General features: G+C 65.8%; 11 protein-coding genes. 10 read left to right on the forward strand and 1 reads right to left on the reverse strand.

Going from position 1 to position 15,508, the window contains the following annotated elements; all coding sequences use genetic code 11:
- Window positions 1-149 precede the first annotated feature (149 nt).
- The 5 genes from BMZ79_RS03615 (at window position 150) to BMZ79_RS03635 (ending at window position 5,936) form a co-directional block, all read left to right on the forward strand.
- Window positions 150-1,799, forward strand: coding sequence for a type 2 periplasmic-binding domain-containing protein (locus BMZ79_RS03615; RefSeq protein WP_090636605.1), 1,650 nt, complete (start codon window positions 150-152; stop codon window positions 1,797-1,799).
- Between the two features lie 82 nt (window positions 1,800-1,881).
- A complete protein-coding gene (locus BMZ79_RS03620) occupies window positions 1,882-2,775 on the forward strand; it encodes an ABC transporter permease (protein ID WP_256252530.1) in 894 nt (297 codons plus the stop codon).
- Entirely contained in the window at window positions 2,769-3,722 is a 954-nt protein-coding gene (locus BMZ79_RS03625; RefSeq protein WP_090636606.1) for a carbohydrate ABC transporter permease, read from the forward strand. The genes BMZ79_RS03620 and BMZ79_RS03625 overlap by 7 nt, the downstream gene beginning before the upstream one ends.
- Before the next feature lie 90 nt (window positions 3,723-3,812).
- Window positions 3,813-4,658 (forward strand): phytanoyl-CoA dioxygenase family protein, encoded by an 846-nt coding sequence (locus BMZ79_RS03630; RefSeq protein WP_090636608.1) that lies wholly within the window; start codon window positions 3,813-3,815, stop codon window positions 4,656-4,658.
- A gap of 54 nt (window positions 4,659-4,712) precedes the next feature.
- Window positions 4,713-5,936 carry an enolase C-terminal domain-like protein gene (locus BMZ79_RS03635; RefSeq protein WP_090636609.1) on the forward strand — a complete coding sequence of 408 codons (1,224 nt, stop codon included), beginning with the start codon at window positions 4,713-4,715 and terminating at the stop codon, window positions 5,934-5,936.
- A gap of 67 nt (window positions 5,937-6,003) precedes the next feature.
- Here BMZ79_RS03635 and BMZ79_RS03640 read toward each other — a convergent pair whose 3' ends face one another.
- Window positions 6,004-6,819: a helix-turn-helix domain-containing protein gene (locus BMZ79_RS03640; protein ID WP_177221990.1), complete on the reverse strand. Its 816-nt coding sequence runs from the start codon at window positions 6,817-6,819 to the stop codon at window positions 6,004-6,006.
- A gap of 136 nt (window positions 6,820-6,955) precedes the next feature.
- Here BMZ79_RS03640 and BMZ79_RS03645 point away from each other — a divergent pair, with 136 nt between their 5' ends.
- The 5 genes from BMZ79_RS03645 to BMZ79_RS03665 all read left to right on the forward strand — a co-directional run bounded on the left by BMZ79_RS03645 (window position 6,956) and on the right by BMZ79_RS03665 (window position 15,507).
- Window positions 6,956-7,789 carry a phytanoyl-CoA dioxygenase family protein gene (locus tag BMZ79_RS03645; RefSeq protein ID WP_177221991.1) on the forward strand — a complete coding sequence of 278 codons (834 nt, stop codon included), beginning with the start codon at window positions 6,956-6,958 and terminating at the stop codon, window positions 7,787-7,789.
- Window positions 7,790-8,102: 313 nt separating this feature from the next.
- The gene (locus BMZ79_RS03650) at window positions 8,103-10,904 is read left to right on the forward strand and encodes an S-layer homology domain-containing protein (protein WP_177221993.1); all 2,802 of its coding nucleotides are present in this window, start codon (window positions 8,103-8,105) and stop codon (window positions 10,902-10,904) included.
- Between the two features lie 222 nt (window positions 10,905-11,126).
- Window positions 11,127-12,236: a 4-hydroxyphenylpyruvate dioxygenase gene (gene hppD / locus BMZ79_RS03655; protein ID WP_090636616.1), complete on the forward strand. Its 1,110-nt coding sequence runs from the start codon at window positions 11,127-11,129 to the stop codon at window positions 12,234-12,236.
- Between the two features lie 76 nt (window positions 12,237-12,312).
- Window positions 12,313-13,485, forward strand: coding sequence for a homogentisate 1,2-dioxygenase (locus tag BMZ79_RS03660; RefSeq protein WP_090637124.1), 1,173 nt, complete (start codon window positions 12,313-12,315; stop codon window positions 13,483-13,485).
- Window positions 13,486-13,512: 27 nt separating this feature from the next.
- Window positions 13,513-15,507, forward strand: a complete 1,995-nt coding sequence (locus tag BMZ79_RS03665; protein WP_090636618.1) for an AMP-binding protein — start codon at window positions 13,513-13,515, stop codon at window positions 15,505-15,507.
- The last annotated feature ends 1 nt before the right edge of the window (window position 15,508 follow it).

The raw sequence follows: 15,508 nt of genomic DNA on the forward strand, positions 1-15,508 counted from the left end.
TGCCATTCGGCTATCTAAGGCGCGCTTGCGCAGGAGCCGGGCGGCCGTCCGGTTCGCGATCGGCTGTAAGCGCATTCCGACCGCCGGTGAAACGTTCCTTCGGGAACCTTTCATAGCATCGCCATAACGAAAAGGGAGGTTTTGATTCGATGCGCTATTCGATGCGGTTAAGGATGCACCCGCGCCACGCGCGCGGAACGAAGACGAGGAAGACGCTTGCGGCGGTCTTCGCGGCGGCGACGCTGCTGCTCGGGCTCGCCGGCTGCTCGTCGGGCTCGGACGGCAACGGGAACGCGAACGGGCAGGCCGCGGAAGGGAATGCCGACGGCGGCACCGCGTCCGGGGAGAACGCCGGACCGCTCAAGTTCAGCTACGTCCGGCCGACGTGGGGGCCGGCGACGTACACGAAAGGGGGCGCGTACGAGAAGGAGCTGTTCAAGCGCGCGAACGTCGACATCGACGTCCGCATCATCCCCGTCGTCGATTACGACGCCACGATCAAGACGACGGCGGCGTCCGGCGACATGCCCGACGCGATCTGGGGCTGGGGGCCGGTCGATCCGTTCTGGAAGGATCTCCAGGACCAGGGCGCCTTCGTCAAGCTGAACGACTATCTCGACAAGTACCCCGCGGTGAAGGCGGCGGTGCCCGACGGCATCTGGGACAAAATGGCGGACGACAAGGGGGACATTTATTTCGTTCCGAACCTGATCTATCCGGTCGTGCCGTTCTTCATCAACTACCGCGCCGACATTTTCGCGAAGCTGGGCATCCCCGAGCCGACGTCCGTGCCCGAGCTCGAAGCGGCGCTCCGGAAGATCAAGGACAGCGGCCTCGGCATCGTGCCGATGACGCACGGCAACACGGTTCCGTTCTGGGCGGGCAAGGACGTCGCGACCTCGTTCGGCGCCGTCAGCGGCTGGGCGCCTTCCAAGGAAGACCCGAACAAGCTCGTCCCGCCGGAGATGCAGGAAGAGACGCTGGATTACAAGTTCTGGCTGCAGGACTTGAAGAAGCGGGGGCTGTTCGACGAGGAAGCCGGCGTCAATCCCGACGCGTCGTTCGGGGAGACCAAGTTCAAGGCCGGCCAGGCGGCCGTCATTCTCGGCGGCAATCTGGCCGGGCTGCTGACCGAGCTTCGGAAGAACGTGCCCGACGCGCAAATCAAAATCATGCCGCCGCTCGCCGGACAAGGCGGGCAAAAAGGCGGAACGCGGGTCGTCTTCCCGCAGGACCGCGGCTTCTACATCAACGCCAAAGCGGCCGATAAGGCGGAGGGCATCTTCCGGTTCCTGAACTGGACGCTCACCGAAGGCTCGGACTTCCGCCGCTACGGCATCGAGGGCAAGACGTACAACGTCGATCCCGAAGGCCGCAAAGTGCCGATCCCGGACGAACAGCGCGAGAACGACTACAAAGGGGCGCAGATCGAGCCGCTCAAGTTCCTCGATCCCATGAGCGAGAAGCTCGACTGGCAGGCAACCGAGCTGCAGTTCGTCGGCGTCGGCATCGGGGACCAATTCCCGTATTACAAGGACATGTTCGAGAAGTACGCCGCGACGCCGTACAACGATTACAAGGACCCGACCGTGCAGTCGCCGACCGCCGCCAAGATCGGCGCGCAGATCTGGGAGGACTACATGGCCAAGGTGGACGGCAGCATTCTGACCGACATGAACCTGACCAAGGACGCCTACAAGAAAGCGCGGCAGAAATGGCTGGACGCCGGCGAACAGACGATCATCGACGAGGTTAACGAGCTGCAAGCCGACAAGTCCGAGCCGAACTACGTCGACTAACGCGGAAGGGCGGGGGGAGCGGAACGGCCGGCGCCGTTCCGGCCGCCTCTTCCGCGCCGGCGTCAGAAAGGAATGAGGTTCCGTGGGCATACGCATCTGGCAAGCCCGCCATATCTATCTATTGATCTTGCCGACCATCGCCTTCTTCGCGGTCTTCACGTACGCGCCGTTCTACGGCATTACGCTCGCGTTCAAGGATTTCAAAATCATGTCCGGCATCCTGCACAGCCCCTGGGTCGGATTCGAGCACTTCCGGTCGATGTTCGCGTCGGAGAAGTTCCCCGAGCTGCTCCAAAATACCGTCGTCATCAGCCTGTACCGGCTGGTCTTCGGGTTCCCGGTGCCGATCCTGTTCGCGCTCCTGCTGAACGAGGTGCGGCAGCTCTGGTTCAAGCGCTCGATCCAGACGATCACGTACTTCCCGCACTTCCTGTCCTGGGTCGTCTTCGGCGGCATCGTCTACAACTTCATCGGCCCGAGCGGGATCATTAACCTGCTGCTCGCCAACGCCGGGCTCGACAAGTTCAACTTCACCACCAACGCCGAGGTGTTCCGGACGGTCATCGTGGTCACGGCGATCCTGAAGGAATTCGGCTGGGGCGCGATCATTTACCTCGCGGCGCTGTCCGGCATCGACGCGCAGCTCTACGAGGCTGCCAAGATCGACGGCGCGGGGAAGCTGCGGCAAATCTGGTACGTGACGCTGCCGGGCATCCGGCCGATCATCGCCCTGCTGTTCTGCCTGCAGCTGGCGGGCATTTTGGATGCCGGATTCGATCAAATCTTCATCTTCCTGAATCCCGCCGTCTATGACGTCGGCGACATCATCGACACGTACGTGTACCGCCTCGGCCTGCTGCAGTCGCAATTCGAGCTGGCCACGGCCGTCGGATTGTTCAAGGGCGTGATCGGCATGGTCCTGATCATCGCCGCCAATACGACGATACGCAGGATGGGGGAGAAGTCGCTATGGTAGCACGGGAGCAAGACATCGGCCATTCGGAGGAAGGCGCCGCGCTCGCGCTGGGCGTCAATCGCAAGCTGGACGCGAATCCGCGGTGGGCGCAGGCGATCATCCTCGTCCTGCTCGCCGCGGCGGGGCTCGCGACGCTGCTGCCGATGGTGAACGTGTGGGCCATCTCGTTCAGCGAAGCGCACGAGGTGTTCAAGAATCCGATGATGCTGTGGCCGAAATCGTTCACGCTGGAAGCGTACAAGTACATTTTCCATACCAACGTTCTGTTGAAATCGTTCGGCATCACCGTCTTCGCCGCCGTCATGGGCACGTTCCTCAGCCTCGTCTTCACCGCCACCGGCGCGTACGGACTGTCCAAAACGCATATTCCCGGGCATAGACTGTTACTATGGCTCGTCATCATCCCGATGCTGTTCGGCTCCGGCCTTATCCCGATGTACATCCTGCTCAAGAATCTGGGCCTGCTGAACAGCGTCTGGGTCCTGATCCTGCCGAAGCTGGTCGCCCCGTTCAACCTGATTCTGATGCGGAATTTCTTCTGGAGCATTCCGGAGAGCCTGGAGGAATCCGCGCAGCTCGACGGCGCTTCCGAGCTTCGCATTCTATGGAGCGTCATCCTGCCGCTGTCCAAGCCGGTCATCGCGACGGTCGGGCTGTTCTACGCGGTCGGGTACTGGAACGACTTCTTTACGGGGCTGTTCTTCATCAGCGACAACAGCAAGTGGCCGCTGCAGATGGTGCTGCGGTCCATCGTGATCGATTTCAACATGCTGAACATGGGCAGCCAGAACACGAACACGATGAACGACGCGGCCCATATGGTGGTGCAGCCGGAGAACATCAAGGCGGCGACGATTATTTTCGCGATCGTGCCGATCCTGCTCGTGTATCCGTTCCTGCAGAAGTATTTCGTGAAGGGCATCATGCTCGGCTCCGTGAAAGGCTGAGCGGCCGAAGGATGAACCGGATGATGAAAAAAGGCGATGAGAAAAAACGATGTAAAATAGCGATGAATCAAAGGCGAGGGAGCTGAAGCAATGAAGAGGACCGAGACGCAAAAGACGCGGGAAGAGATTTTGGCCCATTACCAGGCGTTCGGCTACGCCGTCATTCCGGATGCGCTGTCGGCGGAGGAGCTGGACGAACTGAACCGGCTCGTCGACCGCGAGCTGGCGGCCGATCCCGACAGCTGGCACAAGCCGATCGAGGGCGCCGTCGGCAACGGCAGCCTGCTGCTGAAGTATCCGCGCGAGATGGACCGGTTCGTCCGGCACCGCAAGCTGTTTCCGCTGATCCAGGAGGTGCTGCGCGGCGAGGCCCGGTTCGCCCAGTTCGATTTCCGGGACATCACGGTGGAGCGGGCAAGCGGCAGCGCGATGGGCTTTCACCGCGACATCAGCTGGTACGGAACGGTCGGGGGAAAAATCTGGGACCCGGAAAATCCGTACAAAAGCACGTACGCGTGCGTGATCTATTACTTGAAGGACGTGCACGACTGCTGTCCCGCCTTCTGCTTGGTGCCGAACAGCCACGAGTACGGCACGCTGGACGAAGCGAAGGAGAAGCTGGGCGCGGCGTACGAGGAAGTGCCGATCCGGGGAAAGGCGGGCACCGCGATCCTGTACAACATCACGACCTATCATACCCGCAAAGGCGGCAAGCCCGAGTGCGCGCACGGCCGAAGGACGATGCACAACTATCATTCGCGGGAATCGAGCGCGCCGCTGACGAACTGGGCCACGGTGCCGGAGGAGCTCGCGCTGAGCGCCGACAAGGATACCCGGCTGTTCTATTCGCAGTGGACGCCGAACCAGATCAAGTACGCGAGGGACCATTACAAGCAGCCGGTGCCGTCGTACTATCCCGTCAAGTCGATCAAGTGACCGTCCGGAACGGAGAGGTCCAATGCAAGAGCAGTTGGGAGGAGGGGCGGAGGAATGGCGAAAATCGCGCGCGTGCGGCTGATTCGCACGCGCCACGACGCGAGCTGGACGATCGTCAAGGTGGAGACGGATCAGCCGGGCCTGCACGGCATCGGCTCGGCGAACGATCATTTCAATCCGGGGGCGGTGGCCGCGGTCGTCGAGGAGCTGCTGGCGCCGACCCTCGTCGGGCGCGACGCGGGGGCGATCGAGGACATCTGGCAGTCCATGTACCAAAGCGGCTATTGGCGCAACGGCTCCGCGCTCATGACGGCGATCGGCGCCATCGACACGGCGCTATGGGACATCAAGGGGAAGGAGGCCGGCATGCCGGTCTACCGGCTGCTCGGCGGTCCGTGCCGGGCGGCGGTGCCCTGCTACGCGCACGCGAGCGGCGGCGACGCCGCCGAGCTGGCCGAAGCCGTCGCCCGGTACCGCGAGGAGGGCTATTCCGTCGTGCGCTGCCAGCTCGGCGCGTACGGCGGCGGGGGCTTCGTTCCCGCCGGGCGGGCGAGGCGGCCGCATAACGCGTGGCCGGCGGAGAGCATCTTCGACGAGGAGGCGTATCTGGAGGGGATTCCGGCGATGTTCGAGCAGCTCCGGCTGCGGTTCGGCGGCGAGGCGAAGTTCACGCACGACGTGCACGAGCACTTGAGCCCGCAGGGCGCGGTCATGCTGGCGAAGCGGCTGGAGCCGTACCGGCTCTTCTTCCTCGAGGACGCGCTGCCGCCCGAGCAGATCGCCTGGTACCGGGCCGTGCGGCAGCAGTGTACGACGCCGCAGGCGATGGGCGAGCTCTTCACGAGCCCGCACGAATGGCTGCCGCTTATCCAGGAACGGCTGATCGATTACGTGCGGGTGCGCGTCTCCAAGGCGGGCGGCATCTCGGCCTGCCGCAAGATCGCCGCGCTCGCCGAGGCGTACGGCGTCCGCACGGCGTGGCAGGAAGGGGGCGACAACGACCCCGTCAATCAGGCCGCGGCGATGCACCTCGACATGGCCGTCTGGAACTTCGGCATCCAGGAGGACAATACGTTCCGACCGGAAGAGCTGGAGGCCTTTCCCGGCCATCCCGTGCTTGCCGGGGGCTACCTGTACGCCTCCGAGCGTCCGGGCCTCGGCGTCGATATCGACGAGGAGAAGGCGGCGAAGCTGCTCTCGCCGGAAGCGCGGACGCGTCCGTACCATCGGCCGTATCCGATCGACCGCAAGGCGGACGGCACGATCGTCCGGCCGTGAGGATCGGAGGACGGCCGGGCCGCGCTTGTCGTCCGCGCGGTTGCGTTTCGGCTTATCGGAAGACGAATCAAGCTTGCGCGTCCTCCTCGCCGTAATGGCTCGCCGCCGGCCGCCCCTTGAACCGGTACCGGGACGGCGGGGCGCCGTAGTGCTGCTTGAACGCTTTGCTGAAATGATAGATGTCGGAATAGCCGAGCGCCGCAGCCACCTCGGTGATGTTCATCGAGGTCTCGCTCAGCAGGAAGCGGGCCCGTTCCAGGCGGAAGCGGGTCATGTACGCCTTGAGCGAATGGCCGGTATGCTGCTTGAACAGCTGGCTCAGGTGGCGCGGGGACACGCCGACGGCCGCGGCGAGCTGTCCGGCGGAGACCGCGCGGCCGGCCCGGTCGGCCAATTCGTCGATGACTTTGTGCACGAGCTGCCGGTGCATGGCGGAGAGCGGTTCCCGCATCGCTTCTTCCCGGCGGGCCATGTGGAGGAGGACGAGTCGGATCAGCAGCCCGAATTCCTCGTCCTGCCGCGGTTCGCCGCGCAGCCGCAGGTCGAGTATCCGCTGCAGGCATTTCTCGACGAGCGACCCGTCTTCGAACTGGACGTGCCGTCCGGGCAGCTCCGGTTCCGGGCTGCCCTCGATCGCGAAATGCACGAATATGACCGTCAGGCGATGGTCGTCGTCCTGCGTCGCGCGGACGCGGTCGCCGGGACGCAGCAGGAAGCAAGAGCCCTTCCCGATCGGGAAGCGGTCTCCGTTGATCGTCATCCTTCCCTTGCCTTCGAGCGCGTACCAGACGTCGTAATCGGGCATCGGCTGGCTCGGCGACCAGGCCCAGCCCGACTCGCACCGGGCTTTGCCGAGCGAAGCCCCGCAGCGGTAATCGATCATGCGCATGCTCCCTTTCGGCGGCGGCTGCCGCAGGTTCTTACAAAAATGCCGCGGTTCCTTCCATTTCCCGCGAAACCGCTTCGCGCTATGCTAATCGTAGCAAAACGGAACCGATTAGGAAATGGGGGAATGCGGCATGAACGGCAGCAACGTACAACAAGCCGAGGCTATCAACGCCCGCATGTACCGGTTCGACCGGGCGCACGCGCCGCTCGCGTCGGCGGCCGAATTCACGGACGACCATGTCCGGCAGTACCGGGAGCAGGGCTTCGTCGCGATCGAAGGGATGCTCGCGCCGGACGAGGCCGAAGCCTGCATCGCGGCGATCATGGAACTGATCAAGGATCCGGAGCCGAAGGCCAAAATCCAGTTCACGCGGCCGCAGGGCGAGCTCGCGACCGCCGAGGAACGCGAGCTCGCGGTGCGCAAAGTGTACGATTACGTCGACGCGCATCCCGCGCTGCATGCCGCCGCGTTCCATCCGGCGATCGGGGCGGTCGTCGAGAAGCTGCTCGGCGAACCGGCGATGCTCGCGCAGGACCAGGCGCTGCTCAAGCCGCCGTACGGCGGCGGCGAGAAGCCGTGGCACCAGGACATGGCGTACGGAAACCTGTCTTACGAGAAGGCGGTCGTCGGCGTCTGGATCGCGCTTGACGAAGCCGGGCTCGACAACGGCTGCATGCACGTCGTTCCGGGCTCGCACGCGGACGGCGCCAACCCGCATTACGCGGTGCGCGACTGGCAGCTCTGCGACGCGAACGTGGCCGTCGACCGCGACGTCGCGGTGCCGCTGAAGCCGGGCGGCGCGCTGTTCTTCCACGGGCTGCTCCATCACGGCACGCCGTTCAACGTCTCCGCCAAGCGGCGGCGCGCGCTGCAGTTCCACTATGCGCCGGCGCCGTCGGGCAAGCTGTCGCCCGGCGAATACAAGCGGATGTTCATGAACGAGATGACGTCCGCGGAATGCTGACGTCCGCGCGCGGCGCCGGTACGAGGCCGCCGCTGAGGAGCTTCCGTCGAGGCGGCTCCGAATCGAATCGGCGCGCGCGGGCACAACCCGAAGGCGTAACCGAAGAGTAACCCGCAGACGTAACCCGCAGCTGTAACGAAATCCGCCGTGAAGCGCCGGATCGTTCCGGTAACCCGATGAAAAAGCCGATCGAGCCCGCCAAGGGCCGATCGGCTTTTTTTCATGAGCAAACCTTAACCTTGCAAGCGACCGAAACATTCCGGCGGCCGCGAACGTTATGAACTGGAACGGTTATCCAGCGAAAGGAGACGGCATGAACAAGAACCTTAGCTTTGCAACGGCGGCGCTGCTCGCGCTCGCCGCGCTGTCCGGAACGGTTTCCCGCGCGGAGGCGGCCGCGTTCAAGGACGTGCCCGCCGCAAGTCCGTACTACGCGTACATCGACGAACTGGTGGCGCTCGGCGTCGTCGACGGCATCGCGCCCGGCCAATTCGGCCCCGAAAGCACCCTGACCCGGGGACAATTCGCCAAGCTGGCCGCGGAAGCGTTCCGGCTCCAGGATCCCGGCGGCTCGCTGCCGTTCAAGGATCTCGGCGGTCATTGGGCCGCGCCTTACGTCCGGGCCGCGTACAAGGCGGGCATCGTGAACGGCACGTCCGCCTCGGCGTTCTCGCCGAACGCGCCGGTGAAGCGCGAAGAAGCCGCCGCGATGGTATGGCGCTACGCCAAGAAGGTCGGCCTCAAGCTGCCGGCCGCGCCCGCTATGGGCGACAAGCCGGACGCCTGGGCCGCGGAGGGCGTCGGCGCCGCGATCGTCCACGGCTGGCACGGCGTGGACGCCGCGCAGAACGGCGGCGCCTGGACGTACCGCCCGCAGGCGGCCATGAACCGCCAGGAGGCGGCCGCGCTGATCGACCTGTCGATGAAGGACATCCCCGGCAGCCTGGCGAAGGCCGGCCTGATCGATGCGCTCGACGATTGGAAGCAGCTGAACGATCGTTCGAACGTCTACTTGGCCGGGAACAGCCCCGAATACTTCGGCGGCGACGGGAAGCGGGCGACGCGTTCGACGACCTCGCCGGGGAGCGTCGTGTACCATACCGGCTACGACATGACGTCCTTCCAGACGTCCAGCTACTACTTCACCGGCATCGCCCTCGAGAAGAACCGGTACTTCGCGTCGGCGGACGGCAAGACCTACAAGGAAGTCGCCGCCGCGTCCTATCCGGTCGGCGTCGCGTCGGGCAGCTGGCAGCAGTACGCCGAAGAATCGTTCGCGCTGCCGGCGAAGACGCGCTACCTGAAAGTCGAGCTGCGCGGCGCCGCCAAAGCCTGGTCGCCGCAGCTCGCCAAGGTGCTGATCAACCGCGCCACGGCGACGGTCGCGGCCACGACGTCCCGCGGCGCCGGCGGGCTGACGGTCGAGCTGTCCACGCGCTCGCAGGGCGCGCCGATCTATTATCGGCTGAACGGCGTCTCGCCGTATCGGCCATATACGGGTCCGATCCGGCTGACGGACTATGCCGTGGTGGACGCGTACGCGGTCAAGGACGGCAAGGAGCCGAGTCCCGTCCGGACGTACAAGCTGAACGGCCGCGCCGACTTCACGGTCGACGCGTACGGCCAGGTGGCCGCGGCGAATTTCCCGGAGAAGGTGAAGAGCGACGCGGAGCTGAAGGCGGACGCGTCCGCGGACGCCGCGTACTACGGCGGCCTGCAAGCCCCGTCCGGCTTGGACGGCTACGGCGGGCTGGCCGGCAGCGCGGCCAAGTACGGCCTCAAGGGCACCGGCTATTTCGCGATCCGGCAGGCCGGCGGCCGCACGGTGATGACGACGCCGACCGGCGACGTCTTCTTCAGCCTCGGCATGAACGGCATCCATGCGGACGAGACGTATACGAAGGTGGCGGGCCGCGAAGAGGCGTTCGAGTGGCTGCCGCTGTACGACGGCGCGTACAAGCCGGCTTTCGTGCCGTCCGATTCCGGCAGCTTCTCCTTCTACATGGCGAACAAGTACCGGAAAACGGGCAAGTTTCCGACCGACGCGGCGTTCTACGCGGAGGCGGTCCAGCGGCTGCGCAAATGGGGCTTCAACAGCGCGGGCGGCTACTCGCCCGAGCAGTACGGCAAGGCGAACGGCTTCCCGTACGTGCGGATGCTCCCGCTCGACATGGATTGGGCCAAGCTCGACGGCATCTCGATCTTCGACATCTTCGCCCCCGGCGCCGAGACGAAGCTCGACCAGGCGTTCGCGAAAGCGGTCGCGCCGAACAAGAACGACCCGATGCTGATCGGCTACTTCATGGGCAACGAGTACGATTTTCACAAATTTTACGACGTCGTGCCGAAGCTGAAGGGCTCGGCGGCGATCAAGCTCCGGCTCGTCAAGCTGCTGGAGGACAAGTACCAGAAGATCGGCGCGTTCAACGCGAGCTGGGGCACGGGCTTCAAGTCCTTCGCGGAGCTGAAGGACGCCGCGCTTCCGGTCTCGACGTCGGCGTCCTGGAAGGACATGGACCAGTTCTTCCGGTTCTACCTCGACACGTTCTACGGCACGGTCTCGCGCGTCTACCGCAAGTACGATCCGCATCATCTCCTGCTCGGGGACCGGTGGATCACGACGTCGTTCCACAACGCGAAGTACCGCGACGTGCTGGCGGAGGTGGAAGGGAAGTATTCGGACGCGATCAGCATCAACTACTATTCGTACAAAATCGAGACCGACCTGCTGGACGACGTGCACGCGAAGTCCGGCGGCAAGCCGGTCCTGATCAGCGAATTCGGCTACGGCACCGGGGAGCAGGGATTGGCGCCGCTGCTGCCGAACGCGGCCGCGAACCAGTTCGAGCGGGGCATGCGCTACCGCAATTACGTGGAAGGCGTGGCGAGCCTCGGGTACGTCGTCGGCGCCCACTGGTTCAATTACGTCGATCAAGCCGCGACGGGCCGGTATTGGCAGGGGATCGGCGATTGGGCGGAGCATTACAACACCGGCATCCTGAACGTCGCCGACCGGCCGTACAAGCCGTTCCTGAGCGGCGTCATGCAGACGAACGACGAGATCTACAAGGTGCTGTTCGGACAGCGGGCGAAATTTTATTACGCGTTCAAGTAACGATAGCGTTCGGCGGGGACCCGCGTTCGGCCGACGCGAGCGCCCGTTCGACGGGAATTCGGAGCCGCTTCCCATCGGGAGGCGGCTCTTTTTCGCCTGCCCAAGCCCGGAGACGGATAGTTCCGGCGCCGGCGGAATACATATTAGCATAAAGCGCAATTCGACATCGTCCGCAGCAGCGAGGACTTGAAGCAAGGCAATCGCGGAAAAGGGTGTGACGGCATGAAGAAACGGCGGATCGAGCAGCACGCGCCGGATTTTTTCCCGGTGCGGGGAATCGACTACATCGAGCTTTACGTCGGGAACGCGAAGCAGGCGGCCCATTATTGGAGCAAAGGGTTCGGCTTCACGCCCGTCGCCTACGCCGGCCTCGAAACCGGCGAAACGGAAATCGCCTCGTACGTGCTGGAGCAGCAGCAAGCGCGGATCGTCGTGACCGGCGCGCTGTCGCCCGGCCATCCGGCCGCGGAGTTCGTCCGCAAGCACGGCGACGGCGCGAAGGACATCGCGATGCGGGTCGACGACGTGGAGAAGGCGTACCGGGAAGCGGTCGCGCGCGGCGGCATCCCAATCGAAGCGCCGCGGGAGCGGTCCGACGCGCACGGCAAGGTCGTCACGGCGGTCGTCGGCACGTACGGGGACACGGTTCATACGCTGATCGACCGCAGCGGATACAAGGGCCTCTTCCTCCCGAACTACGTCCCGTGCGAGCTGGATATCCCGCATGCCCCCTCGGGTCTGATCGGCATCGATCACGTCGTCGGCAACGTGGAACGGATGGAGGAATGGGTGCAGTATTACGAGCGGGTCATGGGCTTCAAGCAGATGATCCATTTCGACGATCAGGACATATCGACGGAATATTCCGCGCTCATGTCGAAGGTCATGTTCGGCGGCGGCCGCATCAAGTTCCCGATCAACGAACCGGCCGACGGGAAGCGCAAATCGCAAATCCAGGAATTCCTGGATTATTACCACGGCGCCGGCGTGCAGCATATCGCCGTCCTGACCAACGACATCGTCGCCACGGTGTCCGCGCTCAAGCGCAGCGGCGTCGATTTTCTCGACACGCCGGACAGCTACTACGAGATGCTGCCGGACCGGGTCGGCGCGATCGACGAGGACATCGCGAAGCTGCGGGAGCTGAACATTCTCGTCGACCGCGACGACGAAGGGTACCTGCTGCAAATTTTCGCGAAACCGATCGTCGACCGGCCGACGCTGTTCCTCGAAATCATCCAGCGGAAAGGCGCGGTCGGCTTCGGGGAAGGCAACTTCAAGGCGCTGTTCGAATCGATCGAGCGGGAGCAGGCCCGCCGCGGCAACCTGTAGGCGGGTCGGCGCGCCCGTTATCGGCGCGGTCAGGCGGGCGCGGCGGCGAGACGAACGCGCGGGGGAGGGGATGGTCATGCCGTTCTATCATCGGATGGGGAACGTGCCGCCGAAGCGGCACACGCAGTTTCGCCGGCCCGACGGCGCGCTGTACCGCGAGCAAGTCATGGGGACGAAGGGCTTCTCGGGGATCCAGTCGATTCTGTATCATCACGACGCGCCGACGGAGATCGCGGAAGCGGCGCTGCTCGGCGAACGCGCGCCCCGTTACGAAGCGCCCGGACCGCTGCGCCACCGGCACTTCCGCACCGCGGGCCTGGCCGCGGGCGGGGACGCCGTCGAAGGCAGGCGGTACGTGCTCGGCAACGAAGACGTGCGGATCGCCGTCGCCTCGCCGACGGAAGCGATGGCGTATTATTACCGGAACGGCGACGGCGACGAGCTGCTGTTCGTCCGCGAAGGCGAAGGCGCGGTGGAGACGATGTTCGGCACGCTGCGCTACGGGCAGGGCGATTATATCGTGCTGCCGGTCGGCACGATCTATCGGGTCGTGCCGGACGAAGGCGCCGGGACGCGGCTGCTCGTCGTGGAAACGAACAGCTGGCTGGCGCCGCCGAAGCGCTACCGCAACGACCGCGGGCAGCTGCTGGAGCACAGCCCGTACTGCGAGCGGGACATTCGCCCGCCGGGCAAATTGGAAACGTTTACGGACGAAGGCGAATTCGAAGTGCGCTTGAGGAAGGACGGGCGGCTGCACGCCCACGTCTACGCCCGCCATCCGCTGAACGTCGTCGGCTGGGACGGCTACTTGTATCCGTGGATTCTGAACATCTCCGACTTCGAGCCGATTACGGGCCGCGTCCATCAGCCGCCGCCGGTTCACCAGACGTTCGAGGGCGACGGGTTCGTCGTCTGCTCGTTCTGCCCGCGGCTGTACGACTACCATCCGCAGGCGATTCCCGCGCCGTACGCGCACAGCAACGTCGACAGCGACGAAGTGCTCTATTACGTCAGAGGCCATTTCGGCAGCCGCAAGGGGATCGAGGAAGGCTCGTTGACGCTGCACCCGGCGGGCATCCCGCACGGCCCGCATCCCGGCAAGGCGGAGGCCAGCATCGGCAAGAAAGAGACGACGGAGCTCGCGGTCATGATCGACACCTTCCGGCCGCTGCGGGTCGCGGAGCAGGCGCTGGGCATCGAGGACGGGGGCTACGCCCGCAGCTGGCTGACGACCCCGCCGCAGCCGTAAGGTCCGATCGGAAAGGAGGCCGCGCGCATGGGACAAACGCCCGTCTGGTTCCCGTCGCAAGCCGAGGCGGAACAAACGCGTCTCTACCGGCTGATGCGGGGACTGGGCTTCGCCGATTACGACGAATTCCACAAGCGGTCGGTCGACGACGCCGCCTGGTTCTGGGACGCCGCCGTCCGGGACATGGGCATCGTCTGGACGCGCGCGTACGACCGGGTCGTCGAGCTTGGCGGCGGCATCGCGCGGCCGTCCTGGTTCCCCGGCGGTCGGCTCAATATCGCGCAAAGCGCGCTCGACCGCTGGCTCGCGGATCCCGGCGCGGCCGCCCGGCCCGCGCTGATCTGGGAAGGAGAGGACGGAGCAACCCGGCGCATGACTTACGCGGAGCTGGCGGAGCAAGCGGACTTGGCGGCCGCCGGCTTTCGCGGGCTCGGCGTCGCGAAGGGGGACCGCGCGGCCGTCTACATGCCGATGCTCCCGGAAACCGTCGTCGCCCTGCTCGCGCTCGCGAAGCTCGGCGCCGTCGCCGTGCCGATCTACTCCGGCTACCGCGCCGACGCCGCGGCGAAGCGCCTCGCCGGAGCCGGCTGCTCGCTGCTCGTCACGGCGGACGGCTTCTACCGCCACGGCAAGGCCGTGCTCCTGAAGCCGGAGGCGGACGCGGCGGCCGATGCCGCCGGCAGCGCGCTTCGCGCGGTCGTCGTCCGCCGGCTGGGCGCCGCGATCCCGTGGCGGCCGGAACGGGACGTGGATTGGACGGCGCTGATGGGCGGCGCCGGCGGGAAGCCGCCCGAAGCCGTGCCGATGGACGGCGGCGATCCGCTCATGCTGCTGTACACGTCCGGGACGACCGGCGCGCCGAAGGGCATCGTGCATACGCATGGCGGCTTTCCGCTGAAAGCGGCGTTCGACGCCGGCTACGCCATGGACGTGAAGCCCGGCGACGCCATGCTGTGGATCACGGACATGGGCTGGATGATGGGGCCGTTCCTGCTCTACGGCACGCTGCTGAACGGCGCGGCGATGGCGCTCTACGAGGGGGCGCCGAACCATCCCGGACCCGATCGGCTGTTCGGGCTGGCCGCCCGCCACGGCGTCACGCATCTCGGCCTTTCGCCGACGCTCGTCCGGAGCCTCATGCCGCACGGCGATGACTGCTTCCGCGGACACGACCTCTCCGCGCTGCGGGTCTTCGGCTCCACGGGCGAGCCGTGGAATCCGGAGCCGTGGCTGTGGTTGTTCCGCGAGGCGGGCAAGGGGCGGATTCCGATCGTCAATTACTCGGGCGGCACGGAAATCTCCGGCGGCATCCTCGGCAACGTGCTGCTGAAGCCGATCGCGCCCGCGGGCTTCAACGCGGCGCTGCCGGGCATGGACGCGGACGTGTTCTCGGAAGCGGGCGCCCCGGTGCGCGGCGAGGTCGGGGAGCTGGTGCTCCGGCGGCCGTGGGTCGGCATGGCCGCCGGCTTCTGGGGCGAGCCGCGCCGCTACGAGGAGACGTATTGGTCCCGGTGGGCGGATATTTGGGTGCACGGCGACTGGGCGCGGCTGGACGCGGACGGCTATTGGACGATTACGGGCCGCTCCGACGATACGCTGAACGTCGCGGGCAAGCGGCTCGGTCCCGCGGAGATGGAATCGGCGCTCGTCGCGCATCCGCGCGTCGCGGAGGCGGCCGTCGTCGGCGTGCCCGACGAAGCGAAGGGCGAGGCCGCCGTTTGCTTCGTCGTGGCGGCCGGAGCGGCGCCGGACCCGGCCGAGGCGCCCCAGCTCGCGGCGGCGCTGGCGGCCTGGGTCGCGGACCGGCTCGGCAAGGCGTTCAAGCCGAAGGCGGTCCATCTCGTCGGCGCGCTGCCGCGGACGCGCAACGCGAAGGTCATGCGCCGCGTCGTCCGTGCCGCTTATCTGGGGCAGGATCCGGGCGATCTGTCGGCGCTGGAAAATCCCGAGGCGGCGGACGAGATCCGCGGCTTGGGCGGCGGCGGGCGTTCCGGCGCCGGGCCAGGGCCGGAAACGGGGTGAA

This window comes from Paenibacillus sp. UNC496MF (assembly GCF_900113915.1).
GTDB lineage: Bacteria > Bacillota > Bacilli > Paenibacillales > Paenibacillaceae > Paenibacillus_Z > Paenibacillus_Z artemisiicola.

What these genes read in the sequence shown, in the direction of transcription:
- BMZ79_RS03650 (WP_177221993.1), top strand. Translation starts at nt 8,103, where the DNA reads ATGAACAAGAACCTTAGCTTTGCAACGGCGGCGCTGCTCGCGCTCGCC.
- BMZ79_RS03635 (WP_090636609.1), top strand. Translation starts at nt 4,713, where the DNA reads ATGGCGAAAATCGCGCGCGTGCGGCTGATTCGCACGCGCCACGACGCG.
- BMZ79_RS03665 (WP_090636618.1), top strand. Translation starts at nt 13,513, where the DNA reads ATGGGACAAACGCCCGTCTGGTTCCCGTCGCAAGCCGAGGCGGAACAA.
- BMZ79_RS03640 (WP_177221990.1), bottom strand. Translation starts at nt 6,819, where the DNA reads ATGATCGATTACCGCTGCGGGGCTTCGCTCGGCAAAGCCCGGTGCGAG.
- BMZ79_RS03645 (WP_177221991.1), top strand. Translation starts at nt 6,956, where the DNA reads ATGAACGGCAGCAACGTACAACAAGCCGAGGCTATCAACGCCCGCATG.
- BMZ79_RS03630 (WP_090636608.1), top strand. Translation starts at nt 3,813, where the DNA reads ATGAAGAGGACCGAGACGCAAAAGACGCGGGAAGAGATTTTGGCCCAT.
- hppD (WP_090636616.1), top strand. Translation starts at nt 11,127, where the DNA reads ATGAAGAAACGGCGGATCGAGCAGCACGCGCCGGATTTTTTCCCGGTG.
- BMZ79_RS03615 (WP_090636605.1), top strand. Translation starts at nt 150, where the DNA reads ATGCGCTATTCGATGCGGTTAAGGATGCACCCGCGCCACGCGCGCGGA.
- BMZ79_RS03660 (WP_090637124.1), top strand. Translation starts at nt 12,313, where the DNA reads ATGCCGTTCTATCATCGGATGGGGAACGTGCCGCCGAAGCGGCACACG.
- BMZ79_RS03625 (WP_090636606.1), top strand. Translation starts at nt 2,769, where the DNA reads ATGGTAGCACGGGAGCAAGACATCGGCCATTCGGAGGAAGGCGCCGCG.